Origin of the sequence: Amycolatopsis orientalis DSM 40040 = KCTC 9412 (assembly GCF_000478275.1) — a bacterium.
Lineage (GTDB): Bacteria > Actinomycetota > Actinomycetes > Mycobacteriales > Pseudonocardiaceae > Amycolatopsis > Amycolatopsis orientalis.
Window position 1 is genome coordinate 375,260 of the sequence record NZ_ASJB01000015.1, and the last position, 24,982, is coordinate 400,241.

At 71.0% G+C, this 24,982-nt stretch carries 23 protein-coding genes; 10 read left to right on the forward strand and 13 right to left on the reverse strand.

What is annotated here, in order from left to right:
- Positions 1-166: 166 nt before the first annotated feature.
- From L324_RS04195 to L324_RS04210, 4 genes are all read right to left on the reverse strand, one after another.
- Positions 167-694, reverse strand: a complete 528-nt coding sequence (locus L324_RS04195) for a regulatory protein RecX (RefSeq protein ID WP_152546688.1) — start codon at positions 692-694, stop codon at positions 167-169.
- Between the two features lie 62 nt (positions 695-756).
- Positions 757-1,797, reverse strand: coding sequence for a recombinase RecA (gene recA, locus L324_RS04200; protein ID WP_020637646.1), 1,041 nt, complete (start codon positions 1,795-1,797; stop codon positions 757-759).
- Positions 1,798-2,003: 206 nt separating this feature from the next.
- A complete protein-coding gene (locus tag L324_RS04205; protein WP_037304228.1) occupies positions 2,004-2,198 on the reverse strand; it encodes a DUF3046 domain-containing protein in 195 nt (64 codons plus the stop codon).
- Positions 2,199-2,309: 111 nt separating this feature from the next.
- A complete protein-coding gene (locus L324_RS04210) occupies positions 2,310-4,244 on the reverse strand; it encodes an Hsp70 family protein (RefSeq protein WP_037304229.1) in 1,935 nt (644 codons plus the stop codon).
- A 170-nt stretch (positions 4,245-4,414) separates the two neighbouring features.
- On the opposite strand from L324_RS04210, the gene L324_RS04215 reads away from it, so the two are divergent.
- Together L324_RS04215 and def are read left to right on the forward strand one after the other, a co-directional pair.
- Positions 4,415-9,037: an ATP-dependent helicase gene (locus L324_RS04215; protein ID WP_152546676.1), complete on the forward strand. Its 4,623-nt coding sequence runs from the start codon at positions 4,415-4,417 to the stop codon at positions 9,035-9,037.
- A 37-nt stretch (positions 9,038-9,074) separates the two neighbouring features.
- Entirely contained in the window at positions 9,075-9,575 is a 501-nt protein-coding gene (gene def, locus L324_RS04220) for a peptide deformylase (protein ID WP_037304231.1), read from the forward strand.
- 63 nt (positions 9,576-9,638) lie between these two features.
- Here def and L324_RS04225 read toward each other — a convergent pair whose 3' ends face one another.
- The 4 genes from L324_RS04225 to L324_RS04240 form a co-directional block, all read right to left on the reverse strand.
- Positions 9,639-10,724: a GNAT family N-acetyltransferase gene (locus L324_RS04225; protein WP_037304233.1), complete on the reverse strand. Its 1,086-nt coding sequence runs from the start codon at positions 10,722-10,724 to the stop codon at positions 9,639-9,641.
- Positions 10,725-10,819: 95 nt separating this feature from the next.
- Positions 10,820-11,488 (reverse strand): VOC family protein, encoded by a 669-nt coding sequence (locus tag L324_RS04230; RefSeq protein WP_037304481.1) that lies wholly within the window; start codon positions 11,486-11,488, stop codon positions 10,820-10,822.
- Positions 11,489-11,549: 61 nt separating this feature from the next.
- The gene (locus tag L324_RS04235) at positions 11,550-12,314 is read right to left on the reverse strand and encodes a maleylpyruvate isomerase family mycothiol-dependent enzyme (protein WP_037304235.1); all 765 of its coding nucleotides are present in this window, start codon (positions 12,312-12,314) and stop codon (positions 11,550-11,552) included.
- Positions 12,315-12,513: 199 nt separating this feature from the next.
- Complete coding sequence (locus L324_RS04240) at positions 12,514-12,996, reverse strand: SAV_6107 family HEPN domain-containing protein (protein ID WP_037304237.1); 483 nt, start codon at positions 12,994-12,996, stop codon at positions 12,514-12,516.
- Positions 12,997-13,232: 236 nt separating this feature from the next.
- Here L324_RS04240 and L324_RS04245 point away from each other — a divergent pair, with 236 nt between their 5' ends.
- Both L324_RS04245 and L324_RS04250 read left to right on the forward strand, forming a co-directional pair.
- The gene (locus L324_RS04245; RefSeq protein WP_037304239.1) at positions 13,233-13,763 is read left to right on the forward strand and encodes a YbaK/EbsC family protein; all 531 of its coding nucleotides are present in this window, start codon (positions 13,233-13,235) and stop codon (positions 13,761-13,763) included.
- The gene (locus tag L324_RS04250; RefSeq protein ID WP_037304242.1) at positions 13,760-14,323 is read left to right on the forward strand and encodes a GNAT family N-acetyltransferase; all 564 of its coding nucleotides are present in this window, start codon (positions 13,760-13,762) and stop codon (positions 14,321-14,323) included. Before L324_RS04245 ends, L324_RS04250 begins: the two co-directional genes overlap by 4 nt.
- Here L324_RS04250 and L324_RS04255 read toward each other — a convergent pair.
- From L324_RS04255 to metF, 3 genes are all read right to left on the reverse strand, one after another.
- On the reverse strand, positions 14,320-15,201 hold the full coding sequence (locus L324_RS04255) for a DMT family transporter (RefSeq protein WP_037304244.1): 882 nt from the start codon (positions 15,199-15,201) through the stop codon (positions 14,320-14,322). The genes L324_RS04250 and L324_RS04255 overlap by 4 nt on opposite strands.
- Positions 15,202-15,501: 300 nt before the next feature.
- Positions 15,502-17,187: a DUF885 domain-containing protein gene (locus L324_RS04260; protein ID WP_037304245.1), complete on the reverse strand. Its 1,686-nt coding sequence runs from the start codon at positions 17,185-17,187 to the stop codon at positions 15,502-15,504.
- Positions 17,188-17,229: 42 nt separating this feature from the next.
- Positions 17,230-18,114 carry a methylenetetrahydrofolate reductase [NAD(P)H] gene (metF, locus tag L324_RS04265; protein WP_037304247.1) on the reverse strand — a complete coding sequence of 295 codons (885 nt, stop codon included), beginning with the start codon at positions 18,112-18,114 and terminating at the stop codon, positions 17,230-17,232.
- A 137-nt stretch (positions 18,115-18,251) separates the two neighbouring features.
- Here metF and merB point away from each other — a divergent pair, with 137 nt between their 5' ends.
- Positions 18,252-18,929, forward strand: coding sequence for an organomercurial lyase (gene merB, locus L324_RS04270; protein ID WP_037304248.1), 678 nt, complete (start codon positions 18,252-18,254; stop codon positions 18,927-18,929).
- Here merB and L324_RS04275 read toward each other — a convergent pair.
- The gene (locus tag L324_RS04275; protein WP_037304249.1) at positions 18,926-19,231 is read right to left on the reverse strand and encodes an AzlD domain-containing protein; all 306 of its coding nucleotides are present in this window, start codon (positions 19,229-19,231) and stop codon (positions 18,926-18,928) included. The genes merB and L324_RS04275 overlap by 4 nt on opposite strands.
- Positions 19,228-19,896, reverse strand: a complete 669-nt coding sequence (locus tag L324_RS04280) for an AzlC family ABC transporter permease (RefSeq protein ID WP_037304483.1) — start codon at positions 19,894-19,896, stop codon at positions 19,228-19,230. The genes L324_RS04275 and L324_RS04280 overlap by 4 nt, the downstream gene beginning before the upstream one ends.
- A 48-nt stretch (positions 19,897-19,944) precedes the next feature.
- Here L324_RS04280 and L324_RS04285 point away from each other — a divergent pair, with 48 nt between their 5' ends.
- The 5 genes from L324_RS04285 to L324_RS04305 all read left to right on the forward strand — a co-directional run bounded on the left by L324_RS04285 (position 19,945) and on the right by L324_RS04305 (position 24,945).
- A complete protein-coding gene (locus tag L324_RS04285) occupies positions 19,945-20,493 on the forward strand; it encodes a CGNR zinc finger domain-containing protein (RefSeq protein ID WP_037304250.1) in 549 nt (182 codons plus the stop codon).
- Positions 20,494-20,670: 177 nt separating this feature from the next.
- Entirely contained in the window at positions 20,671-21,762 is a 1,092-nt protein-coding gene (locus L324_RS04290) for a polyprenyl synthetase family protein (protein ID WP_037304251.1), read from the forward strand.
- On the forward strand, positions 21,762-23,237 hold the full coding sequence (gene crtI, locus L324_RS04295; protein WP_037304253.1) for a phytoene desaturase family protein: 1,476 nt from the start codon (positions 21,762-21,764) through the stop codon (positions 23,235-23,237). Before L324_RS04290 ends, crtI begins: the two co-directional genes overlap by 1 nt.
- On the forward strand, positions 23,234-24,163 hold the full coding sequence (locus tag L324_RS04300) for a phytoene/squalene synthase family protein (RefSeq protein ID WP_037304254.1): 930 nt from the start codon (positions 23,234-23,236) through the stop codon (positions 24,161-24,163). The genes crtI and L324_RS04300 overlap by 4 nt, the downstream gene beginning before the upstream one ends.
- Positions 24,160-24,945, forward strand: a complete 786-nt coding sequence (locus L324_RS04305) for an LLM class F420-dependent oxidoreductase (RefSeq protein WP_037304255.1) — start codon at positions 24,160-24,162, stop codon at positions 24,943-24,945. The genes L324_RS04300 and L324_RS04305 overlap by 4 nt, the downstream gene beginning before the upstream one ends.
- Positions 24,946-24,982: the final 37 nt, after the last annotated feature.

Below are 24,982 nucleotides of genomic sequence, written 5' to 3' on the forward strand. Positions count from 1 at the left end.
CTGGTCAGCGTGGGTGGACTCGGTGCTGGCCGGGCTGAAGGGGCCCTTCACCGCATCTGATGCGGCGAAGGACGCTTTCCTCGCATCACACGCGGTGAAGGACGCTTTCAGCCCACCGCACGCCAAAACCGGCCGCACGGCCGGTGAGCGCTGAGATGAAAGGGGCTCAGTCGAGAGCGGCGTCATCCAGAAGCGACGCCTCCGCGCCGAACTCGCGGAGTTCGTCGCGGATCACGGTGTAGGCCAGCCCCTGGGGATAGCCCTTGCGGGCGAGGAAGCCCAGCAGGCGACGGATCGCCGTCTGCTCGTCGACGTTGCCCAAGGAGCGCATGCGCTTCCGTACCAGCTCTCGGGCGCGCTGCTCCTCTGCCTCTCGGTCCACCTCTTCGGCGGCCTGGACGGCGATATCCCCATCGATTCCTTTGCGTTTGAGTTCGGCCACGAGGGCGTTCCGCGCCAGGCCCATATTGGCATGACGGGAACGAACCCACATCTCGGCGAACTCGGCGTCGTTGATGAGCCCTGCCTGGTCCAGCTTACCGAGCAGGGTCTCCGACGTCTCCTCGTCGAAGCCTTTGCGCTTCAGCGCCTGGCGGAGTTCCTCCGTGGAGCGCGGGCGCGCGGCCAGGAGATCGAAGCAGATCTCCTTGGCCTTCTTCCTCCGCTCGTCCGGCGGCAACTCCGCCGGATCCACTTTGGGCGCTCGCATTCAGCCATCACTCCAGACGAAAATCACGCGACCGACTCCGGGGGCCCTTAGAAGTCGACCGGCGCCGGGGCGGCTTCGGCGTCGACGACGGCGCCGATACCGAGCTTCTCCTTGATGCGCTTCTCGATCTCGTTGGCGATGTCCGGGTTGTCCAGCAGGAACTTGCGGGCGTTCTCCTTGCCCTGGCCCAGCTGGTCGCCCTCGTAGGTGTACCAGGCACCGGACTTGCGCAGGATGCCCTGGTCGACACCCATGTCGATCAGCGAACCCTCGCGGGAGACACCCTTGCCGTAGAGGATGTCGAACTCGGCCTGCTTGAAGGGCGGCGCGACCTTGTTCTTGACGACCTTGACGCGGGTGCGGTTACCGACGGGCTCGCCGCCGTCCTTCAGCGTCTCGATGCGGCGGACGTCCAGCCGGACCGACGCGTAGAACTTCAGCGCCTTACCACCGGTCGTGGTCTCCGGGGAGCCGAACATGACGCCGATCTTCTCGCGCAGCTGGTTGATGAAGATCGCGGTGGTGCCGGAGTTGTTCATCGCGCCGGTCATCTTCCGCAGCGCCTGGCTCATCAGCCGGGCCTGCAGGCCGACGTGGTTGTCACCCATCTCGCCCTCGATCTCGGCGCGCGGCACGAGCGCGGCGACCGAGTCGATGACCAGGATGTCGAGCGCGCCGGAGCGGATCAGCATGTCCGCGATCTCGAGCGCCTGCTCACCGGTGTCCGGCTGGGAGACCAGCAGCGCGTCGGTGTCGACTCCGAGCTTCTTGGCGTACTCCGGGTCCAGCGCGTGCTCCGCGTCGATGAACGCGGCGATGCCGCCGTTCTTCTGCGCGTTGGCGACCGCGTGCAGCGCGACGGTGGTCTTACCGGAGGACTCCGGACCGTAGATCTCGATGACCCGGCCGCGGGGCAGGCCGCCGATCCCGAGCGCGACGTCGAGTGCGATGGCACCGGTCGGAATGACGGCGATCGGGGCGCGGCCCTCTTCGCCGAGGCGCATGACCGAGCCCTTGCCGTACTGCTTGTCGATCTGGGCGAGGGCCAGTTCGAGCGCCTTGTCCTTGTCGGGTGCTGCTGGTGCCATGGAGTCCACCTCGTTGGTTGAGCCGGGTAGGGCTTGTTCAGTTCTGAGCTGTCGGGTCCGACGCTACGGGCGACCACCGACAATTCCAGGCCTCGCGCCCAAGCTGTGGATCGCTGACCCCGTTGTGGACAACACCATAGACGAACGTGTGTTCGAGGACGTGACCGACACGCCGTTGCGCTGAAGTGTGCGGCCGTTCTCCGAGGTCAGCGCCGCTCCGGCGGGATCTCGAAGGCGTCGCAGACCGCCCGCCAGACGTCCTTGGCCGAGGTTCCCGCGGCAAGGGCCTGTTCGACGGTCCGGCCCCCGAGGTCACCGAAGACGTGATCCCTGGAGAGGGTTTCCGCACGTCCGGGACCGAATTCGTCGGCCATCAGCCGCCGGAAGACCGTGATACGCATCGGGCGGAGTCTAGCCTCGCCCCCGGCCCGAAACGCGTGAAGGCCCCCTTCCCTCGGCTGAGCCGAGGGAAGGGGGCCTTAACGCGCAGCCCGCGAACGACAGGCATCGAGTCACTCGCCGGGCTGGACGCTCTTCTCGAAGTAATCGGCCAGTTCGCCCGGCGTCGGGTTCTGTCCTTCGGCCGGGACCTGGTAGATGAAGCCGACCAGCGGCCGGTCGGTCACGGTGAACACCAGCACGGCCGCGTTCCGTCCCGCCGCCGACGAGTACTGGCCCTCGAGGGCGTTGCCCGCCCACTTGGCCTCGGTGCGGTCGCCTCCGGCGAAGGCAAGCAGCTGGCCGGTGTAGGCCTTGAGCTTCTCCGCGGAGTCGCTCTGCAGGTAGGTCACCTGGGTTCCGGCGCGGCCCGGCGCGGAGCAGGTCGACGTCACACCGAGGTCCTCCGCCGGTTTCGCCGGCCCGTTGCCCATCCCGGGCTTGCAGTCGCCGGTGTCGGCGATCTTCCCGGCGAGCTGGCGCAGGCAGCCGGTGAGGCCCTTGTCGTCGGCCGCGGTGGGCGTCTTGCACTCGTCGGCGGTGTAGGTGGTCGCCGACGAGGACGTCAGGAAGTACACGAGCCCGGCGGCGATCAGCACGACGACGGCCGCGATCGCACCGATGACGACCGGCTTCTTCTTGGCCGCCTTCGCCTTGTCGCCGGTGTCGTTGCCGGCCAGCGAGTACGTCGGGAAGTTCGTCGGCGCGGGCTGCTGCTGCACCTGCTGCGGGCCGCTGTTCGGATAGCCCGACTGCGGGAAGCCGCCGGAGTGACCGGGTCCGCTGGTCTGACTGGGGCCCCCACCCGAGTACCCGGGGATCGACGCGACCTGCTGCGGAGGCGGCGCGTACGCGCCCGAAGCGCCGGGACCGGTCTGGTGCGCACCGGTTCCCGCCGCGACCTGCCCTTCGACGCCCTGCGTACGCGAGCTGATGCCGTCGGAAGCGACGTGCTGGGCACCGAGCGCCACCGCGGTCTCGGGCTGGTCGAGGCTGCCGGGGACGACGCCGAGCTTCTCCGCGATCAGGCTGCCGACCAGCGGGAGCCTGCTCGAACCGCCGACGAGGTAGATACCGGCGAGCCGGTCCGGCGTCATCCCGGCCGAACGGACCACCCTGGCCATCAGTTCGACACTGCGCAGCATCGACGGCCGTACCAGCGCCTCGAGTTCGCCGCGGGTGACGAGTACGTCCTCGAACGGTTCCGGCATCGGGACCTCGGTCTGCGGGTGCCGCGAAAGGGCCTCCTTCGCCGCCTTCACGTCCTCCTGCAGCGCGCGGCGCGTGCGGCGGTCCGGAGTGGACTCGGGCCGCAGAACCCGCTGCCAGCGCTGGGGATCCTTGTGCGAGACCTCACGTCCGACGTGCACCAGCAGGGCCTGGTCGACGTCGAGACCACCGAGGTCGGGAAGGCCGTCTTCGGCGACGACGGTGAAGCCGCCGTTCGGCGTCGCGCCGACGATGGCGACGTCGAAGGTGCCGGCACCGAGGTCGTACACGGCGAGCGCCTGCCCCGGCGCGAGCGTCTTGCCGGGGAACGACGCGAAATGCGCCGCCGCGGCGACCGGCTCGGGGACGAGCACCAGGTTGCCGCCCATCCCGGCGAGGCGGGCGGCGGACAGCAGCACGTTGCGGCGCGTCTGGCCCCACTGCGCGGGATGGGTGAGCCGGACCTCGTCGGGCATCTCACCGCCGAGCTGGCGGGTGGTCTCGTCGAGGACGCGGCGCAGGATCGCGGCCAGTACCTCGGTGACCGGGATGACGTCGGTGCCCAGCAGCAGCGTCTGCTCGTCGATCCGGCGCTTGGGGTTGGGCTCGAACCGGGTCGGGTCGAGCCGGGCACGGCGTTCGGCGTCCCGGCCGACCATGATCGTGCCGTCCTCGGTCGCGAACACCGCGGACGGCATATTGGCCGAACCGTCGACCTCGACCACCCGCGGCGGCCTCCCGTGCGCCGACAGCACGGCCACGGTGTTGGACGTACCGAGGTCCACCGACAGGATCCGCACAGCTCTTCCCCTTCACAAGACGAACGGCGGCCGCCCCCGATCGACGATCCGGCCGCGCTGGCCGTGATGTTCCCACGACCGAGGTCACCGTACGTGCGGACCCGCCAAACTCGTCCCCGACCAGGTACCGGAGATGCCTCGGGGCGAAACTGTCGGGGGTCCGGCGCACTATGGAGGACGTGGCAGACGTACTCGACCTCTTCTCCCCCGCGACCAGGGACTGGTTCACCGGGGCCTTCGCCGCGCCCACCCGCGCGCAGGAAGGGGCTTGGCGAGCCGCGCACGCCGGGGAACACGCGCTGGTGGTGGCCCCGACAGGGTCCGGTAAGACGCTGTCGGCGTTCCTCTGGGCGCTGGACAGGCTGTCGGTCGAGCCGCCGCCGTCCGAACCGCGTAAACGCTGCCGTGTCCTCTATGTCTCGCCGCTGAAGGCGCTGGCCGTCGACGTCCAGCGCAACCTGCGGGCCCCGCTGGCCGGTATTTCCCAGGCGTCGCGGCGGCTGGGGCTGCCGGTGCCGGACATCGGCGTCGGCATGCGCACCGGCGACACCACCGCGGCCGAGCGGCGCTCCTTCGGCAAGACACCGCCGGATGTGCTGGTCACCACACCGGAGTCGCTGTTCCTCATCCTCACCTCCTCCGCGCGCGATTCGCTGCGCGGCGTGGAGACGGTGATCATCGACGAGGTGCACGCGGTCGCGGGCGGCAAACGCGGCGCGCATCTGGCCCTCTCGCTCGAACGGCTCGACGCGCTGCTGGAGAAGCCTGCCCAGCGGATCGGCCTGTCGGCGACGGTCCGCCCGATCGACGAGGTCGCCTCGTTCCTCGCCGGCGGCAGGCCGGTTACGGTCGTCCAGCCGAAGCTCGCGAAGACGATCGAGGTCCGCGTCGAGGTCCCGGTCGAGGACATGTCCAATCTCGACGGACCTCAGGGGCCGAAGCAGAACGAAGACCTCGACGCGGGTCTCGCCCGGTTGCCCGGTGCCCTGGAGGAGATCGACGGCGCACCGCGCAGGCCGTCCATCTGGCCCGCCGTGGAGGAACGGGTCCTCGAACTGATCCAGGCCCACCGGTCGACGATCGTGTTCGCGAACTCGCGGCGGCTCACCGAGCGGATGACGGCGCGGCTCAACGAACTCGTCGCGGAACGGTCCGAACTGGAGCCCGACCAGCGGTATCCGGCCGAGGCGATCGGCCAGTCCGGGCTCACCACCGGCGCGGCGCCGGTGATCGCGCGGGCGCACCACGGCTCGATGTCGCGGGAACAGCGCACCCACGTCGAAGAGGAGCTCAAGACGGGCCGCCTCGCCTGTGTCGTGGCGACGTCCTCTTTGGAACTGGGCATCGACATGGGCGCGGTGGATCTCGTCGTGCAGATCGAGGCACCGCCGACGGTCGCTTCGGGACTGCAACGGGTCGGCCGGGCCGGGCACCAGGTCGGCGCGGTGTCGAGCGGGGTGATGTTCCCGAAGTTCCGGGGCGACCTCGTCTCCTGCGCGGTGGTCGCGGAGCGGATGGCCTCCGGGGCGATCGAGGCGGTGCGGTACCCGCGCAACCCCCTGGACGTGCTCGCGCAGCAGATCGTGGCGATGGTGGCGCTGGAATCGTGGACGGTCGACGACGTGGCCGCCCTCGTCCGCCGCGCGGCGCCGTTCGCGTCCCTGCCGGACGACGCGCTGCTGGCGGTCCTCGACATGCTCGCCGGCCGGTACCCGAGCGAGGAGTTCGGGGAACTGCGTGCCCGGATCACCTGGGACAGGGTCAGCGGCGAACTGCACGGCCGCCCCGGTTCACAACGGCTGGCGGTGACCTCCGGCGGCACGATCCCCGATCGCGGCCTGTTCACCGTGATGACGCCGGGTGCCGACGACAAACCCGGGTCGCGGGTGGGTGAACTCGACGAGGAGATGGTCTACGAATCCCGCGTCGGGGACACCATCCTGCTCGGCACCTCCTCCTGGCGGGTCACCGACATCACCCACGACCGCGTGATCGTCGTGCCCGCGCCGGGTGAGCCCGCGCGGATGCCGTTCTGGAAGGGTGACGCCCCCGGCCGCCCGCTGGAACTTGGGCGGGCGCTGGGCGCGTTCGTCCGTGAACTGTCCACTTCGGAACCATCGGTGGCCAGGGAGCGCGCCGCCGTCGCCGGGCTGGACGAGTACGCCTGCGACAACCTGCTGGCGTATCTGGAAGAACAGAAGTCGGCGACCCGGCATGTCCCCAACGACAAAACCGTTCTGCTGGAACGGTTCCGCGACGAACTCGGGGACTGGCGGGTCATCCTGCACTCCCCGTTCGGCGCTCAGGTCAACGCGCCGTGGGCGCTCGCGATCGCGGCCCGGCTGCGGGAGAACCGCGGGGTCGACGCGCAGGTGGCGCATTCCGACGACGGCATCGTGCTGCGGCTGCCGGAGGCCTTGGACTCCGAGGGCTCGGAAATCACCATCGGCGTCGAAGACGTGCTGCTCGATCCGGAAGAGGTCGAGCAGCTGATCGTGGCCGAGGTCGGCGGTTCGGCGGTGTTCGCCGCTCGGTTCCGGGAGTGCGCGGCACGTTCGCTGCTGCTCCCCCGCCGGGATCCGCGCCGCCGCACCCCGCTGTGGCAGCAACGGCAGCGCGCGTCGCAACTGCTTTCGGTGGCGGCCAAGTACGAGCGGTTCCCCGTCGTACTGGAAGCGATGCGGGAAGTCCTGCAGGACGTGTACGACGTCGGCGGGCTGCGCGAACTGATGGCCGACGTCCGGTCGCGGAAGGTCAAGCTGGTCGAGGTCGAGACTCCCTCGGCGTCGCCGTTCGCGCGCAGCCTGCTCTTCGGCTACGTCGGGATGTTCCTGTACGAGACCGACGCCCCGCTCGCGGAACGGCGCGCGGCGGCGCTGGCGCTGGATTCGACGCTGCTGGCCGAACTGCTCGGCACCGAGGCGATCCGGGAACTGCTGGACGCCGAGGTGGTCGCCGAGGTCGAGCGGTCTCTGCAGCGGCTCGATCCCGACAGGCACGCCCGCAACGCCGAAGAAGCCGCGGATCTGTTGCGGTTCCTCGGAGATCTCTCGATCGAGGAGGCCGCCGCCCGCGGTATCCGGCGGGAGTGGCTGGAGGAACTGGAGGCCGCGCGGCGGGTGATCCGGGTCCGCATCGGCGGCGGTGAACGTTTCATCGCCATCGAGGACGCTGGCCGGGTGCGGGACGCGCTGGGCACCGCGCTGCCCGTCGGCGTGCCGGAAGCGTTCACGGAACCGGTCGAGGACCCGGTCGGCGACCTGCTGTCGCGCTACTCGCGCGGTCGTGGCCCGTTCAGTGCCTGGCAGGCCGCCGAGCGGTTCGGGCTGGGCACGGCCGTGGTCACCGGCGTGCTGGACAGGCTGACCGCCCAAGGCAGGCTGGTCCGCGGGGAACTGAGCCCGGTCGGGCATCCGGAGACCCACGGCGTCGGGATGGAGTTCTGCGACGCCTCGGTGCTGCGCAGGCTCCGGAGGGCGTCGCTGGCGCGGCTGCGGGCCGAGGTGGAGCCGGTCGAACCGGCGGCACTGGGCCGGTTCCTGCCGTCGTGGCACGGCATCGGCGCGCGAGTGCGTTCGGCGCCGACGGCCGACGACGTGCTGTCCGTGGTCGAGCAGCTGGCGGGCGCGCCGCTCCCGGCGAGCGCGGTCGAGTCGCTGATCCTGCCGAGCAGGCTGCCCGGCTACACGCCGTCGCTGCTCGACGAACTGACCACGGCGGGCGAGGTCACCTGGTGTGGCTGCGGTTCCCTGTCCGGCGGGGACGGCTGGCTGGCGCTCGCGCCCACCGACGTCGCCGATCTGCTGCTGCCCGACCTCGACGACGATCTGCCCTCCGGCCCGCTCCACGCGGCCATCCTGTCCACTTTGGAGGGTGGAGCGCAGTTCTTCCGCCAGCTCGTCGACCGGGCGTCGCCGTTGGTCGAAACGCCGCCCAACGACGGTGAAGTCGTTGCCGCGCTGTGGGATCTGGTGTGGGCCGGACTCGTCACCGGGGACACGCTGGGGCCGCTGCGGGCGCAGGTCTCCGGTTCGGGCGCCGCGCACAAGCCCCGGCGGCAAGCTCCCCGGGGCCGGTACGCGCGGCTTCGGGCCGGAAGGCCGGCGATGCCGTCGCGGACCGGTCCGCCGACGGTCGCCGGTCGCTGGGCGCTGACCCCGGACCGCGAACCGGATCCGACCAGGCGCGCGCACGCGCGCACCGAGGCGTTCCTGGAACGGCACGGTGTCCTCACCAGGGGCGCGCTCGACACCGAGCGGGTGACCGGCGGTTTTTCCGGGATCTACAAGGTTTTGCGCGGGATGGAGGATTCGGGCCAGGTCATCCGGGGCTACGTCGTCGAGGGGCTCGGGGCCGCGCAGTTCGCGGCGAAGGGCGCCGTCGACAGGCTGCGCGCGCAGTCCGGGACGCAGCGCACCACCCCGGAGGGGGCGGTCGTGCTCGCCGCCGCCGACCCCGCCCAGCCCTACGGCGCCGCGTTGCCGTGGCCTGCCGCGACAGGTGACACGAAGCACCGCCCGGCAAGGAAAGCGGGCGCGCTGGCGGTGCTCGTGGACGGTGTCCCGGCGATGTACGTCGAACGCGGCGGCCGGTCGCTGCTGAGTTTCACCGAGGATCAGGAGACCTTGCGTTCGGCCGCGCGGGCACTGTCCACAGCAGTACGGGAAGGGTGGCTGGGGCAGCTCGCGGTGCAGAAGGCCGACGGCGAGGTGGCGCTCACCTCGGAGCTTTCGACGGTCCTTCAGGAGGCGGGATTCCGGGCGACTCCCAAGGGCCTGCGGCTGCGGGCCTAGAATTGCCGCTCAGACCTGCGGAGAAGGACGTTCGAACATGGTGATGCGCGACCTGCGCTACTTCGGGGATCCCGTGCTCAAGACCGTATGCGACCCGGTCACGAAATTCGACAAGAAGATCGAGTCGCTGGTGACCGATCTGATGGACGGGGTGAAACCGGCCGGGCGCGCGGGTCTCGCGGCGCCGCAGATCGGGGTCGGCCTGCGGGTGTTCAGTTACGACGTCGGCGGGCTGACGGGGTACGTGATCAACCCGGAGATCGCCGAACTCTCCGAGGAGACGCACGAGATCGGTGAAGGCTGCCTTTCCGTGCCCGAGCTGTGGTTCCCGGTCGTCCGCGCGAAACGGGCCGTGGTGCGCGGTGTCGACCTGCGCAACGAACCAGTCGAGGTCGAGGGCGTCGACGTACTCGCGCAGTGCCTGCAGCACGAGGTCGACCACCTCGACGGCAAGCTGTACCTGGACCGGCTCACCCCCGAGCGCAAGAAGCGCGCACTGGGCGAGGCCCGCGGCAAAGACTGGTTCTGGAAGCGCTGACTTCCCCTCGCATTTCGTCCTCTGAATGCGGTCGTTGCCCGTGCAAGTACCGCATCAAGAGGACTAAACGCGTGAGTCGGGGAGGCGGAAGCGCAGGGTGCCGGAGTCGCCGGTGAGCCGTTCGGGGCGGAGCCCCACCCGGGCGGCGGTGCGGTAGAGGGAGTCGTCGCCGGGCAGGCAGACGGCGGCGAGTTCGCGCTCCCCCTTGGCCGCGGCGACGACGGCGAGCCGGGACAGCAAGGCCGTGCCGATGCCCTGGCGCTGCCAGGAATCCTCGACCAGGAGGGAGACTTCGGCCGCACTCCCGTCGGCCGAGGGGATCAGCTGGCCGAGACCGATCACGTCGCGGCCGCAGACCGCGAGCAGGCTCACCCCGCGCGGCGGCATCAGGAGCCGGTGCAGCCAGCGACGCGGCACGGCGCGCAGCCCCGTGTGGTACCGGTGGAAGAGCGTGGTCATCGAGCATCTCTGGTGCAGAGCGGACACCGCGTCCGCGTCCCCGGGGACGCCCTTCCTCAGGACGATCGCGGCGCCGTCGGGGCGGTCGAGCACGACCGGTCCGGTCACGTTGTCGCGGACGGCGGTCATCAGGCCGATCAGCGCGACGGCCCGGCTCAGTTCGAGTTCGACGAACGGCGACCATCGGCGGCGCGCGACGAACGTCGTGCCGTCCCCGGCCGCGAACACCGCCCGGTGCCCGCCCTCCGTACGCGCCGGGTTCGCCTCGATCGACGGGACCCTCGTGACGACGTCGGCCGCGAGGACGCCGCGGAGCACCTCCACCAGCCCGCTGGGCTCCTCGACGGCCCGTTTGGCCGCGGTGAGCGTCGCGGTGGCCGGGTCGACCAGTTCGGCCAGGTCGGCGTCGATGACGGCGGAGCATTCGCAGCCTTCGTCGCGGATGGCGTCGATGAGCAGTTGCCGCGGCAGGCCGTCGGCGGGGCGCAGGACGATCTCGTCGAGCACGCCGCCGGGGACCGGGAGCACCGACAGGCCGAGGATGTTGCACTCCAGATCGGCCAGGCGGATCGCGATCCTGGCCAGGGTGCCCGGCCGGTCGTCCACGCGGATCCGCACCCGCCAGGCCGACGCGGCCGCCGTCTCTTCACCGGGATGAACCTGGGTGGGCCGGACTCGATAGGTCTCCATGGCCTCCACGGTCCCGGCCGGTTGTTGCCTGCCCACGGCGCCGGTGTTTCGCTCAGGTCAGCGTTCGGCACCCCCGCGCAACCCCGGCGAAACACTCAGCGCGAGGAAAGCACGCTGAACTCGTTGCCCTCCGGGTCCACCATGGCCTCGCCGTGTGCCCCTGTCGCGCCGAGTTCTCGCAGGCGCCGGACCTCGGCGGCCCGGCTTCCGCCTCGCCGCGGCGCGATCTCGAACCGCAGCCGGTTCCGGTGCCGTTTCTCCTCCTCGGTGGCGAGGAATTCGAGCCACGGGCCGCGACCTCCCGGCGGCCGCAGGCCCACGATCGCCTCCTCCCGGACGCCGATCTCCCAGCAGAGCGCGGCCGCCCAGAACCGCGCGAGCCGCTCCGGATCCCGGGCGTCGGTGACGACCGAGGCGATCGCACCGGTGCCCGCGTACTGCTCGCGGGGTTCGAGGACACAGAACTCGTTGCCCTCGGGATCCGCCAGCACCACCCACGGCACCCGCTTCTCCTCCGGCGGGCCCTGGCCGACGTCGATGTGCCGTGCGCCGAGGGACAGCGCACGGTCCACCAGTTCGGCCTGGTGCTCCGGCGAACGGCTCGCCAGATCCAGGTGCAGCCGGTTCTTGCCCCGTTTGGGCCCCGCCTCGGAGCGGAAGGCCGGTTCGAACGGGGCGTCCCAGCTGAACAGCCCTTCCCAGAAACCCGCCAGATCTCTGGGAAGGGCCGAGTCGAAGACCAGGTTCACCAGGCGTGTCACCACACCGGTGAACCTAGACGGCACCACCGACACTTTTGACCGGTTTGGCTTCCCCACCGACCGGTCATCGGGTCGCGAGCCGCAGAAGGGCCCAGAGTTGTCCCGCCATGTCCTGGTCTCCGCTGACCGTCACCGCCGTCGGACCCGCCCGGCCCCAGAGCCAGCGGTAGATCTTGTCCGGATGGCCGGTGACCAGGTCGTCCGCGCGCTGGGCCTCGGCGTCCGAGCACCGCCAGGCGACCGTTTCCGTCGGTCCGGCCCTGGCGATCCAGTGGTGGCCCGCGGTGCGCACGCCGACCGATCCGGTCTTCGTTCCGGACAGTCCCAGCAACGGCAACCGCTGGCCGAACCAGAGCGTCAGCGCCTCGTCGATCCCGTCCAGTGCCACGTCTTCGGGGATCTCCGACACGTCCCGTCCGGCCGCGCTCTCCGCGTCGATCCGGTGGATCGTCGCCTCGTGCGCCATCCGCCGCCGCCAGAACCCGTAGCTGCGGTCCGCCGGCCACCAGGTCGGCGCCAGTTCGTCCGCGTCGTGCGCGGACAGTTCGGCGACGAGTTCGTCCCGGCCCTCGCGGAAGTACTCCTCCAGGGTCTGTCCCGGCCCCGGTTTGCGCTGCCAGTGCTCGGGACGGCGCCCGTCGGTGATCCACCGGCGGGCGACCCGGTACACGCTGCCCACGTGCCGGAGCACCTCGCCGAGTGTCCAGCCGGGGCAGGTCGGGACCGGTGCGTCGGCGGACGCGCTGTGCGCCACCTGAGCCATCAGCTCGGTTTCGGCGCCGATCACCTCCAGAAACCTGCCCTGGTCGATCATGGCCTGCCCGGCCATCGGGCACCCCCTCTCCGTGGAGCACTCTGTCTATGGGTGAACCCGCGTCCGCGATCGGCGTCGGCAGGGCGCGACCTGGTCTTTCAAGTCACGAAGGTGGTGAAGGCGCCCTGCCACCGCGATAGCGGGGCCTTCGGCCGGGCGGGTTCACGGATATGGCACATTCCCCGACACAACCCCAGCTCCGCCAACAGGCCGCTCAGGCCACATGCGCCGAGTCACCCATCGGCAGCCCGTGCACCACCCGCCGCACCAGTTCCAGGAACACCGCGGAGGACTTCACCAGTCCGTCCGCCAGTTCGACGGTGACCTTGCCGGTGATACCCGCCTGCGCGGCGGCCCGTGTGGCGGAGTTGGCCGCGAAGAACGCCGCCCACTCCTTCAGCTCGGGCGCGACGGATTCGAGCAGCACCCAGCCGCTCGCCGGCCGGGCCCGGCCCCGGTGCGGACGGCCGCGGGCCTCCAGTACCGCCGCCGCACCCCGCAGCGCGGCGAGATACGCCCCGATGAACCGCTCCGCGGGATCACTCTCCCGCTCTGCCTCGCCAAGGCCGCGCCTTGCCTGTGCGTACAAGGAGACCGCCGCGGGTGGTGCCGGCGGGCGCAACGACATCGGCAGGGCGGGCTGCGCGGAGCCCCCCGGCCTCTCGGCTTCGTCAGGGGACACGACCGTAACGGACATGACGACCCTCCTCCTGTACGTGAGCGCCGGCCGGTGCCCGGCGCCGAGGCGCTTCCCCCGCCCCCGCTCCGGGCACCTACCGGTGCGCGCTCACCGAATGTCGAACGTCTGTTCGAACAAGTCCAATGTAACCCCGAAGTGGCCCTTTCTTCAACCCCGGCTGCCTCAACCCCGTAACGGGGCGATCGCCGCATGTGGTGCGGGACACGGGATCGGTCACGTGATCTCATAGCTCCATGAGCACCATCGACCAGTCCGGCCATCCCTCGGTGGCCAAGGTCGCGGCCGCGCTCGCCGAGGCGGGTCAGCAGGCCGCCGCGGACGGGATCCGGATCCTCCCCGCCGAAGTCCGTACGGCCGCGCAGGCCGCCGAAGCACTCGGCGTCGAGGTCGGCGCGATCGCGAACAGCCTCGTGTTCCGCAGCCGCACCGGCGAAACGGAGACGGCCCTGCTCGCCCTCACCTCCGGCGCGCACCGCGCCGACACGGGGCTGCTGGCCACGCTGACCGGCGCGGACGAGATCGGCAAGGCGGACGCGGAGTTCGTCCGCGCGCACACCGGGCAGCCGATCGGCGGCGTCGCCCCGGTCGGTCACCCGAAGGCGCTGACCACCCTCGTCGACACCGCGTTGCGCGCCCACGACGTCGTCTGGGCCGCCGCCGGACATCCGAAGTCGGTGTTCCCCACCACATTCGAGGAGCTGGTGGCGCTGACCGGGGGTACTCCCGCGGCCGTCGCGGGCGGCGGGCAGGATGGACGCCCGTGACCGCGATGTCCTCGGAATGCACCCGCTACGTCCAGTTGTCCGCGGACGAGTTCCGCGCCCGGCTCCCCGAGGCGCTGACCATCTACGTCAACGCCATGCGCTACCCCGAAGGCACGGCGGAACAACGCGCGCCGATGTGGCTCACGCACGCGCTGCGCGAGGGCTGGCGCTGCATGGCCGCGCTCGACGCGGACGGCGTCCTGCTCGGGCTCGCCTACGGCTACAAGGGCCGCGGCGGCCAGTGGTGGCATGAGCAGGTCCGCCACGGCCTGACCCGCCGCGAGGGCCAGGCCGCCGCCGAGCACTGGATGTCCGACTACTTCGAGCTCACCGAGATCCACGTCAGCCCCGAAAGCCAGGGGAAGCGGATCGGTGAGGACCTCCTGCGACGGCTGCTCGACGGCGTGCCCAACGCCCACGTCCTCCTTTCCACGCCGGAAGGCACCAGCCGGGCCTGGAACCTGTACCGGCGCGTCGGATTCGTCGATGTGCTGCGGGACTACCACTTCGCCGGGGATCCGCGGGCGTTCGCGATCCTCGGCCGGACGCTGCCCCTTTAGGGCTTCGTATAGGCGACGGCGAGCGCGGCGATGAGCACCGCCGCGCCGCACCAGCCCACCGCGCCGAGCCGTTCCCCGAGCACGGCCATCGACAGCAGCGCGGCGGTCAGCGGTTCGAGCAGGGCGGACAACGCGGCCAGCACGGGATGCGCGCCTTCGAGGCCGCGGAAATACGCGGCGTACGCCAGCGCCGTGGGCACGACACCGAAGTAGAGGACGAGCGCGAGAACATCAGCGTGGGGCGGCACCGCCATCCCGAACCACAGCGCGGCGGGTGCGAGCGCGGCGCCGCCGATCAGGCAGCCGAAAGCCGTGGTGGGCAAGGGTTCCAGCCCCTCGACGCGGGTCGCGGTCACCAGGGTCAGCGCGGCGAACCCGGCCGCGGCGAGCAAGGCGAACAGCACCCCGGCGACGTCGGCCTTCTCGCCGGGTGTCCACTGCAGCAGCGCGAGTCCGGTGAGGGAACCGGCCAGCGACACCAAAGTCCAGCGCGTCGGGAGTTTCCTGGCCCTGACGACCGTCACGACGGCGAGCAGCACGGGTGCGCTGCCGATGGTGGTCATCGTCGCGACGCTCACCGAACTCAGCGAGACAGCGGCGAAGTAGCTGGTCTGGAAGAGAGCGAACAGGCCGCCGACGGCCAGGAGGCGACGGCGGACCTCCCGCGTGCGCGGAAGGCCGCGGAGACCGCCGGTGAGCCAGAGATACCCGGTGGCGGCCACGCCGCCGATCAGCAGCCGGTAGGCCGCGACACTCAGCGGATGGAGTCCCGCGCGGGACGCCAACAGGGATCCGGCGAGGCCGCCGGTCCCCCAGAGGACACCGGCGAGGACGAGCGCGGCCGACGATCGGGCGCGCGTGGGTACGGCAACGGACATGGGGAAACGCTCCTGCGTCTGTCTGTCGGAAAGGACGTCGACGACGCGGGGTGCTTCAGTGCAGCACTAGGAGGCCGGGCGGCTGGAACGCCGCGCGGCCGGAGACACCCCGCTCAGGAGGCGGGGGGTGGGGTGACGAGAAAAATCCGGTGCACGGGGCGAACGTATCAAGGGGGTGGCGGTGGGTGCACGTGAATTGCGGCACGGTGGCCGGGGCAGGCGGCAAGTGTCATGAGGGGTCCCCATAGGACGAAATTCGTCCTATGGGGACCCCTCATGAAACGCGCGCGAGTAGAAGCGTCAGTCCAGCGTCGCCAGCATCTCCCGCAGCGTGTCCAGCCCCATCCCGCCGAGCGCCAGCGCCCGCGTGTGGAACTGCTTGATGTCGAAGGCGTCGCCCTGCCGGGCACGGGCCTCGTCGCGTGCGGCGAGCCACAGGCGTTCGCCGAGTTTGTACGACGGCGCCTGCCCCGGCCAGCCCAGGTAGCGGTCGATCTCGTCGTGCACGTGGGCCGGGTCGGTCACGGTCCGGGTGAGCATGAACTCCAGGCCGAGTTCGGGCGTCCACCGCTCGCCCTCGTGGAATCCGGTACCGGCCGGGATCTCGAGTTCCAGGTGCATGCCGATGTCGACGATCACCCGCGCGGCGCGGAACAGCTGCTCGGACAACATGCCGAACAGTTCGCCGTCGTCGGCGAGGAATCCGAGGTCCTGCATCAGTCGCTCGGAGTACAGCGCCCAGCCCTCGGCGTGCCCGGAGGTGAACGCGAGCAGCCGCTGGTACTTGTCGAGCGACTTCGACTGGTCGACCGCGGTCGCGATCTGCAGGTGGTGGCCCGGCGCGCCCTCGTGGTAGACGGTGCTGACCTCGCGCCAGGTGGTGAACTCGTCCCGGCCCTGCGGCAGCGACCACCACATGCGGCCGGGGCGGGAGAAGTCCTCGCTGGGGCCGGTGTAGTACGCGCCGACGGTGCCGCCGGGCGGGGCGATCTTGCACTCCAGCTCCATCACCCGATCGGAGATGTCGAAGTGCTTGCCGCGCAACGACTTCAGCGCGTTGTCCGACAGGTTCTGCATCCAGGTCTGGAATTCCGACCGGCCGCGCACGACGTACTTCGGATCGGCGTCGAGGGCGGTGGCCGCCTCGGCCAGCGTGGCGCCGGGCTTGATCCGGGCGGCGACCTCGAGCATTTCCGCTTCGATGCGGGTGAACTCGGCCCAGCCCCAGGCGTAGGCCTCGTCCAGGTCGAGCGTGGCGCCGGTGAACACCCGGGACCACAGTTTGTACACCTCGGCGCCGACGGCGTCCTTGACCGGCGCGAGCGGGGCGAGTTCCGCGCGGAGGAAGCCGGCGAACTCCGCGTACGCCTCCTGTGCGGCGTTCGCGGCCTGGTCGAGTTCGGCGCGAAGCTGGTCGTTCACGCCCTTCGCGTCCGACACCATCGCGCTGAAGAACCCGGTCTCGTCCTTGAGGCCCGCCCAGGTTTCGGCCTGTTCGGCGACCTTCCCGACCTGCCGCAACGCCGCCACCCGGCCGGCGCCCGCGGCCGCGAGCAGCGAGGCGCGGACACCGTCGAGCGCTTCGGGCACCTTCGCCATCCGGGCGGCGATGGTCGCCCAGTGCTCCGCGGTGTCGGTGGGCATGAGGTCGAAGACCATGCGCAGGTCCTGCACGGGGCTCGCGATCACGTTCAGCGCCGCGAGGTCGAGACCCGCCTCGTGGATCTCCAGCTGCAACCCGGTCCGCTCGACGAAGACCGCCTTGGCCGCGCGTTCGCCGTCGTCGCCCGGTTCGGCCGCTTCGATGTCGGCCAGCGCGCGGGCGGCGATGGCGGCCCGCGCCGCGTGCCCGGCGGGCGAGTAGTCGGTCAGTTGGTCGTCGTATCCGGAGATGCCGAACGTCGTCGCCGCGACCGGGTCGGCCGCGGCGTACTCGTCGACGTACCGGTCACAGATGTCATGCACACCGTGCGCAGTTGAAGCCATGCCAGGCACGCTACCGGGACGGCGGGCTACTTCGGTACGGACTTACGCGCGGGCCGGGACCAGGCCGAGCCTGCTGACCACCTCGCGCGTGGCCTTGGACCGGTTGAACGTGTAGAAGTGCAGGTCGGGGACACCTTCGGCGATGAGCCGCTCGCAGAGTTCGGTCACCGTGTCGATCCCGGCGGCGCGGAAGGCCTTCGGGTCGTCGGCCAGCGGTTCGAGCCGGTCCAGGAGCCGCCGCGGCGCGGGCGCGCCGGACAGCTTGATGGTGGTGTGCAGGGTCCGCAGCGTGGTCAGCGGCATGATCCCGGGGATGACCAGCGCCTCACAGCCGGTGGCCGCGACCCTGTCCCGCAGGCGGAGGAAGTCTTCGGGCTCGAAGAACAGCTGCGCGATCGCGAAATCCGCGCCCGCGCGGAGCTTGCGCACGAGGTACTCGGTGTCGGCCTCGAGGTTCGCCGACCTCGGGTGGCCGTACGGGAAGGCCGAGACGCCGACGCAGAAGTCACCGAGCGAACGCACCAGCTCGACGAGTTCCTCGGCGTAGTTGAGCCCTTCCGGATGCGGGACCCAGTCGCCGTAGACGTCACCCGGCGGGTCGCCCCGCAGCGCGAGGATGTTCCGCACGCCGACGGCGGCGTACCAGCCGATGACGTTGCGCAGCTCCGCGACCGAGTGGTTCACCGCGGTCAGGTGGGCCATCGGCACCAGCGTGGTCTCGGTGGCGACGCGGGCGATGCTGCGGATCGTGCCGTCGCGGCTGGACCCGCCCGCCCCGTAGGTGATCGACATGTAGGCCGGGTCCAGCGGCTCGAGTTCCCGGATCGACTTCCACAGCACGGCCTCGTCGGCCGCGTCGCGAGGTGGGAAGAACTCGATGGAGAACACGGGTCCATCACCCTGCAACCGCTCGACCACCGACGTCATACCGCCATGTTAAGGGGGAAAGTCCATTGCCTGGGAGCCCCCTCTCAGGCAATGGACGTGCGACTTCAGCCACGCGCGAACGGTTGCCGAGCGGCGCGCGGCTGGGGAGACTCGGGGACGAGCACCAGGGAGCCGCCATGAGCGCCGAAACCGACACCAGCTGGGACGAGGACGTCCGCGTCGCGGTCTACCGCGCGTTCGCCGAGCACGGGAGGCCGCCGACGGCGCCGGAACTGGCCGACGCGGCCCACGGATCGCTCGCGGTGGCGAAACAGGCGCTGCACCGGCTCGCCGAGCAGCGGCATCTGGTGCTCGACGCCCGCGAGCACGTCGTGATGGCCCATCCGTTCGCGGCGATCCCGCTGGGGTTCGCCGTGATGGGCACCGGCACGCTGTGGTGGGGCGGCTGCGCGTGGGACGCGTTCGCGATCCCGCATCTGGTGAAGGCCGAACCCGAGGTGCTGGTGGCCACGCGCTGCCGCGGCTGCGGTGAGCCGACGGCGCTGATGGTGGACGACCAGGCCCCGCCGAAGGGCGAGCTGGTCGCGCACTTCCTGGTGCCGGTGGCGCGGATGTGGGACGACGTGGTGCACACGTGCGCCAACCAGCGGCTGTTCTGCGGCGAGTCCTGTGTGGACGAATGGCTCACCGAAACGGGGCAGGACAAGGGCCATGTCATGGACCTCGCGACGCTGTGGCGGCTCGCGGCCGGCTGGTACGAGGGCAGGCTCGAGCACGGCTACACCCGCCGGGATCCGGCGTCCGCGGCCGCGTACTTCGCGGAGGCCGGGTTGAGCGGCCCGTTCTGGAGCTAGACCAAGAAGCGCAGAACGGCCGTGACGGCGACCCCGCAGAGGATCGCGGCGAGCATCGTGACCCGCAGCAGGCAGGTCACCGCGACCGCGGCCAGTCCCGCGCACAGCGTCCAGTCGACCGCCGACCAGGCGGGCCCGGTCAGGTCGGTGAGCACGAGACCGGCCAGGAGCGCGGGCGCGAGCAGGGCGATCACGCCGGTCAGCCGGGGCGGCAGTGGGCGGTCGCCGAGCAGGACCGGGCCCGCGGCCTTGAAGCCGATGCTGATCAGCGCGACGAGGGCGATGCCGAGCCAGAGTGTCATCGCCGGACCCCCAGTCCCAGCAGCGCGGCGGCCGAGGCGCCGATCAGCGCGAGGCCGACCGGCACGAACAGGACCAGGACCCCGGCCAGGCAGGTGGCGATCGCCGCCGTCCAGACCGCCTGACGCGAACGGCGCATCTCCTCGATGAGCAGGACCAGGAAGAAGCCGGGGAACACGACGTCGAGACCGAAACGCGTGACGACGTCCGGCGGTGGCGCGGCGACGACGCCGAGCACCGTGCCCAGCACCCACGCCGGCAGCTGGACGATCGTGCAGCCGATGAGTTTCTCGCGGTCGAAGCGCCCTTCGCCGAGGTGGGCGGCGACCCAAGAGCCGTCGACGACGGCCTGGCCCTCCCAGGCGCGGCGCAGGCGCCCGCCGCGCAGGTCCGCGGCGACGGCGGCGCCCATCGGCAGGAAGCGGGCGTTGATCAGGGCCGCGGCACCCACCGCGACGGCGAGGTTGCCGCCGCCCGCGAGCGCGGTGGCCATCGCGAACTGGGCCGAACCGGAGAACACGAGGATCGACGCGGCGATCGGGGCCGCGATGCCCCAACCCAGGGTCTGGCTGTAGGCGCCGAAGGTGACACCGAGTACGAAGGTCGCGATACCCAGCCCGAGCCCGAAGCGGGCACCGGCGAGATAACGCTGCCGGAGGGTTGTCATGACCACGAGCCTAACAAGCTAAACTAGTTTTGACCATTAGGAGGACAGGTGGACGGCCACTGGGACGGGTACGACAGCATCGGCGGGAGCGTGCCGTTGGACCTGGTCAACACCATTTCGTGGCGCCGCGATCCCACCAGGCGGAAAGACCGGCTTTCGGATCCGGCGCGGCTGTCCGAGTGGGTCGTCCTGGTCGGCGCGGGGCCGGACCGCCTGGAGATCTCAGAGGCCGTCCTGGAGTCGGTGAAGTCCTTCCGCGAGACGCTCTACCGGGTGCTCGTGTCCGATCCCCCGGACGTCGGGGCCCTGCGAAAGCCGCTGCTCGCCGCGTACCGGCACGCCGACCTCGAGCCGTCCCTGCCACTGCGGTGGACGGTGCCGCTGGAGAACGGCGACGCGCTGCCGCACTTCCTCGCGCTGGCGACCGAGGAGCTGCTGCGGTCCGGGGACAGGGAACGGATCCGGGAGTGCGAAGGGCCGGGGTGCGGCTGGGTCTTCACCGACCACACGCGCAACCGGTCGCGGCGGTGGTGCAGTTCGTCGGACTGCGGAAACCGGGCGCGGGCGAAGCGGCACTACGACAAGACGCGCGTTTAGTCCTCTGGATGCTGTAGTTGGCACTACGTACTACCGCATCGAGTCCTCTGGATGCGGTAGTTGCGCGAGGTAACTACCGCATCCAGAGGACTGAACGCGGGATGGGGCGCGTCTCGTTCGCCACATTCCACGGCACCCGACTGGGTCACGGAGGCGTCCTTCCCGGAGGATGTGCGCATGGACACGTCCGCCTACGACGCCGAACTGCCCGCCCATGTCGAGCGGGCGCTGGCCGGGTTCCTCGAGCGCGCCGGTGCCGAAATCCGCCGCACCGAACCGACCGTCGGCGCCGGGATCGACGCGCTGGCCGGGTTCGTGCTGGGCGGCGGCAAACGGCTGCGCCCGACGTTCGCCTGGTGGGGCTGGCGCGGCGCGGGCGGCGATCCGGCGGGGCCGGACGTCGAAGGCGTCCTGCAGGCGGTCGCGAGCCTGGAGCTGATCCAGGCGTGCGCGCTGATCCACGACGACCTCATCGACTCCTCCGATTCACGCCGCGGCTCGCCGACGGTGCACATCGCGGGCGCGAAACTCCACGCCGACAGCGGCTGGCTGGGTTCGCCGAGCACGTTCGGGCTCGCGACCGCCGTCCTGGTCGGTGACCTCGCGCTGGCCTGGGCCGACGACATGTTCGGCGAGGCCCCGCTCCCGCCCGCGGCCCTGACCGCCGCGCGGCCGGCGTGGCGCGCGATGCGCACCGAGGTCCTCGCCGGGCAGTACCTCGACGTCCGCACCCAGGCCACCGGCGACGCCTCCCCCGAGGCCGCGCTGCACATCTGCAAGCTCAAGACGGCCGCGTACACCGTCCAGCGCCCGCTCCACCTCGGTGCCGCGCTCGGCGGCGCCGACGACGCCCTGATCGCGACGCTGCGCGAGTTCGGCGACGAGGTCGGCGTGGCGTTCCAGCTGCGCGACGACCTGCTCGGCGTGTTCGGCGACCCCTCGGTCACCGGCAAGCCGGCGGGCGACGACCTGCGCGAGGGCAAACGCACGCTGCTGGTCGCGCTGGGTCTCCAGCGGGCGGCCGAACAGGGCAAGGACGCCGCGGCGCGGGTCATCTCCGACGCCATCGGCGACGCGCATCTGTCCGAAGACGCCGTCGAAAGCGTGCGCGAGGCACTGCAGGACGTCGGTGCCGTCGACGCGGTGGAACGCCGCATCGACGAGCTCACCGACTCCGCGATGGCGGCCCTCGACCGCGCTCACCTCGCCGAGCCCGCCCCCGCCGCGTTGACCGGGCTGGTCGTCAAGGCGACCCAGCGGACCTACTGATGCGCACTGTCACCGGTCCGAGTGACCACGTGGTGGTGATCGGTGGCGGGCTCGCCGGGCTGTCGGCGACGCTGCACCTGCTCGGCGCCGGACGCCGGGTCACGCTGCTGGAGCAGGACAAGAGTCCCGGAGGCCGCGCCGGACAGGCGGATTTCGGCGGCAACACCGTCGACACCGGCGCCAGCGTGCTGACCATGCCGGAACTGCTCGACGAGGCCTTCTCGGCGGTCGGCGAATCGCTGTCGGGCAATCTGACCCTGACCCGGCTCGACCCGGCCTATCGCGCCCGGTTCGCCGACGGCAGCACGATCGCCGTGCATACCGAGGCGGCGGCCATGGAGGCCGAGATCCGCGCGGCCGCCGGTCCGGCCGAAGCCGACGGTTACCGCCGTCTGCGGCGCTGGCTGACCGAGCTGTACGCGGTACAGAAGGACCGTTTCATCGGCGCGAACTTCGACTCGCCGCTCGACCTCGTCCGCCCGGAACTGGTGAAATTGGCCGCACTGGGCGGATTCGGCAGGCTCGGCCCGCAGATCGGCCGGTTCTTGCGCGACGACCGGGTGCGCCGCCTGTTCTCCTTCCAGGCGCTCTACGCGGGACTCGACCCGGCGCGCGCGATCGGCGCGTACGGCGTCATCTCCTTCATGGACACCGTCGGCGGCGTCTACTACCCGGCGGGCGGGATGGGCGAGGTCGCGCGGGCGCTGACGGGCGCCGCCGAACGGGCCGGTGCGGACGTGCGGTTCGGCACCGAAGCCGCTTGGCTGGAACGGGTTTCCTCGCGGGTGCGCGCGGTGCGGACCCGCTCGGGTGAGCGGATCCCTTGCGACACCGTGGTTCTCGCGACCGAACTGGGTACCGCGTACCGGTTGCTCGGCGCCCGTCCCCGGCGCCCGCTGCCACTGCGGTACTCGCCGTCGGCCGTCGTCCTGCACGGGCACGCGCCGAAAGCATGGCCGGATTTGGGCCACCACACCATCTTCTTCGGCCACGCCTGGGAAAAGACCTTCTCGGAGATCATCCGCGAGGGCAGGCTGATGAGCGACCCGTCGCTGCTGGTGACCCGGCCGACCGCGACCGAACCGGGGCTCGCCCCCGGCGGCGGCCAGGTGATCTCGGTACTGGCACCGGCACCGAATCTCCGTCGCGGCAAGATCGACTGGACGAGGGTCGGCCCCGCCTATCGCACGGAACTCCTGCGTACGCTGGAAAAGCGCGGCCTCACCGGCTTCGCGGACGACTTCGCCGTCGACGAGATGATCACCCCGGCGGGCTGGGCGGAACGCGGTCTCACCGCGGGCACCCCGTTCTCGCTGGCGCACACCTTCGCCCAGACCGGCCCGTTCCGGCCGGGAAACCTGGTGCGGGCGGCGGAAAACGTCGTGCTGGCCGGCTGCGGGACCACACCGGGCGTCGGCATCCCGCCGGTGGTGATCTCCGGCAGGCTCGCGGCGGAAAGGGTCACGGGCCGATGAGCGAACTCGACGCCGCGGGCATCACCGGGCAGACGTTGCGGGCGGCGTACACCGAATGCCGCCGGATCAACGCGCACCACGGCCGTACCTTCTTCCTCGCGACCCGGCTGCTGCCGCCCCGGACGCGGCCGTTCGCGCACGCGCTGTACGGCTTCGCGCGGATGGCGGACGAACTGGTCGACAATCCCGCGCCCGGCACCGATCCCGCGTTCGCGCTCGACGAGGTCGCCGGGCTGGTCGCGCGGGTCTTCGACGGCGCCACCCCCGCCGACCCGGTGCTGGCCGCGCTCGCCGACACCGTGCGCCGCCACGATTTGGACCGCGGCCTGTTCGACGCGTTCCTGCGGTCCATGGCGATGGACCTCGAGATCACCGAATACGCGACCTACGCCGATCTCAAGGAGTACGTCCACGGTTCGGCCGAGGTGATCGGCCTGCAGATGCTGCCGGTCTTCGGCACCGTCGTCCCGGTCGCCGACGCCGAACCCGGTGCCGCCGCGCTGGGCGAGGCGTTCCAGCTGACCAACTTCCTGCGCGACATCGGCGAGGACCTCGACCGGGGCAGGCTTTACCTGCCCACCGAGGAGCTGGCCGCGTTCGGCGTCGACCGCGAGCTGCTCATGTGGTCGCGCGCCCGGGGGCTGCCGGACCGCCGGGTGCGGCGCGCGCTCGCCGTGGCGGTGGCGCGCAACCGCGCGGTGTACCGCCGTGCCGAAGCGGGGATCCCGTTGCTGCGCCCGGAATCCCGCGACTGTGTCCGGACCGCGCTGGTGCTCTACGAAGGCATTCTCGACGAGATCGTGGCGCTCGGCTACGACGTGCTGAACACCCGCGCGTTCGTGCCGCGGCGACGGCGGCTGGCGACCGCGCTGCCGAAGTTGCTGACGAGCGCGTGGAGCAACTCCAGGCTTAGGGTGCGGTCATGACCACTGCTGCGAACAGGAAGATCCGGATCGGCGTCCAGCTGCAGCCGCAGCACGCCGAGTACAAGGCGATCCGCCGGGCGGCTTCGGAGGCCGAAGACCTCGGCGTGGACATCGTGTTCAACTGGGACCACTTCTACCCGCTGTACGGCGATCCCGACGGCCTGCACTACGAGTGCTGGACCATGCTGGGCGCCTGGGCGGAGTCCACCTCGCGGGTCGAGATCGGCGCGCTGGTGACGTGCAACAGCTACCGCAATCCCGAGCTGCTGGCCGACATGGCGCGCACCGTCGACCACATCTCCGACGGGCGGCTCATCCTCGGCATCGGCTCCGGCTGGTTCGAGAAGGACTACGACGAGTACGGCTACGAGTTCGGCACCGCGGGCGGGCGGCTCGACGACCTCGCCGAGGCGCTGCCGCGGATCGAGACCAGGCTCGGCAAGCTGAACCCCGCGCCGACCCGCGAGATCCCGGTGCTGATCGGGGGCGGCGGCGAGAAGAAGACGCTGCGCCTGGTCGCGAAGCACGCCGACATCTGGCACGGCTTCGGCGACCCGGAGGTCGTCGAGCGCAAGGTCAAGATCCTCGACCAGCACTGCGCCGACATCGGCCGGGACCCGAAGGAGATCGAGCGTTCGGTCGGCGTCGAGGGTGATCCCGAGGAGCTGGGCCCGAAGCTGCTGGAGCACGGCGTCTCGCTGTTCACCGTGGCGACCGGCGGCCCGGACTACAATTTCGACCTGCTGCGGTCCTGGATCCAGTGGCGGGACAAGCAGTCCTGAGGTCCTTTCGCGTGCCATGAAAGGTCCTTTCCTTGCA

What these genes read in the sequence shown, in the direction of transcription:
- recA (WP_020637646.1), bottom strand. Translation starts at nt 1,797, where the DNA reads ATGGCACCAGCAGCACCCGACAAGGACAAGGCGCTCGAACTGGCCCTC.
- L324_RS04205 (WP_037304228.1), bottom strand. Translation starts at nt 2,198, where the DNA reads ATGCGTATCACGGTCTTCCGGCGGCTGATGGCCGACGAATTCGGTCCC.
- L324_RS04215 (WP_152546676.1), top strand. Translation starts at nt 4,415, where the DNA reads ATGGAGGACGTGGCAGACGTACTCGACCTCTTCTCCCCCGCGACCAGG.
- def (WP_037304231.1), top strand. Translation starts at nt 9,075, where the DNA reads ATGGTGATGCGCGACCTGCGCTACTTCGGGGATCCCGTGCTCAAGACC.
- L324_RS04225 (WP_037304233.1), bottom strand. Translation starts at nt 10,724, where the DNA reads ATGGAGACCTATCGAGTCCGGCCCACCCAGGTTCATCCCGGTGAAGAG.
- L324_RS04235 (WP_037304235.1), bottom strand. Translation starts at nt 12,314, where the DNA reads ATGGCCGGGCAGGCCATGATCGACCAGGGCAGGTTTCTGGAGGTGATC.
- L324_RS04240 (WP_037304237.1), bottom strand. Translation starts at nt 12,996, where the DNA reads ATGTCCGTTACGGTCGTGTCCCCTGACGAAGCCGAGAGGCCGGGGGGC.
- L324_RS04245 (WP_037304239.1), top strand. Translation starts at nt 13,233, where the DNA reads ATGAGCACCATCGACCAGTCCGGCCATCCCTCGGTGGCCAAGGTCGCG.
- L324_RS04255 (WP_037304244.1), bottom strand. Translation starts at nt 15,201, where the DNA reads ATGTCCGTTGCCGTACCCACGCGCGCCCGATCGTCGGCCGCGCTCGTC.
- L324_RS04260 (WP_037304245.1), bottom strand. Translation starts at nt 17,187, where the DNA reads ATGGCTTCAACTGCGCACGGTGTGCATGACATCTGTGACCGGTACGTC.
- metF (WP_037304247.1), bottom strand. Translation starts at nt 18,114, where the DNA reads ATGACGTCGGTGGTCGAGCGGTTGCAGGGTGATGGACCCGTGTTCTCC.
- merB (WP_037304248.1), top strand. Translation starts at nt 18,252, where the DNA reads ATGAGCGCCGAAACCGACACCAGCTGGGACGAGGACGTCCGCGTCGCG.
- L324_RS04275 (WP_037304249.1), bottom strand. Translation starts at nt 19,231, where the DNA reads ATGACACTCTGGCTCGGCATCGCCCTCGTCGCGCTGATCAGCATCGGC.
- L324_RS04280 (WP_037304483.1), bottom strand. Translation starts at nt 19,896, where the DNA reads ATGACAACCCTCCGGCAGCGTTATCTCGCCGGTGCCCGCTTCGGGCTC.
- L324_RS04290 (WP_037304251.1), top strand. Translation starts at nt 20,671, where the DNA reads ATGGACACGTCCGCCTACGACGCCGAACTGCCCGCCCATGTCGAGCGG.
- crtI (WP_037304253.1), top strand. Translation starts at nt 21,762, where the DNA reads ATGCGCACTGTCACCGGTCCGAGTGACCACGTGGTGGTGATCGGTGGC.
- L324_RS04300 (WP_037304254.1), top strand. Translation starts at nt 23,234, where the DNA reads ATGAGCGAACTCGACGCCGCGGGCATCACCGGGCAGACGTTGCGGGCG.
- L324_RS04305 (WP_037304255.1), top strand. Translation starts at nt 24,160, where the DNA reads ATGACCACTGCTGCGAACAGGAAGATCCGGATCGGCGTCCAGCTGCAG.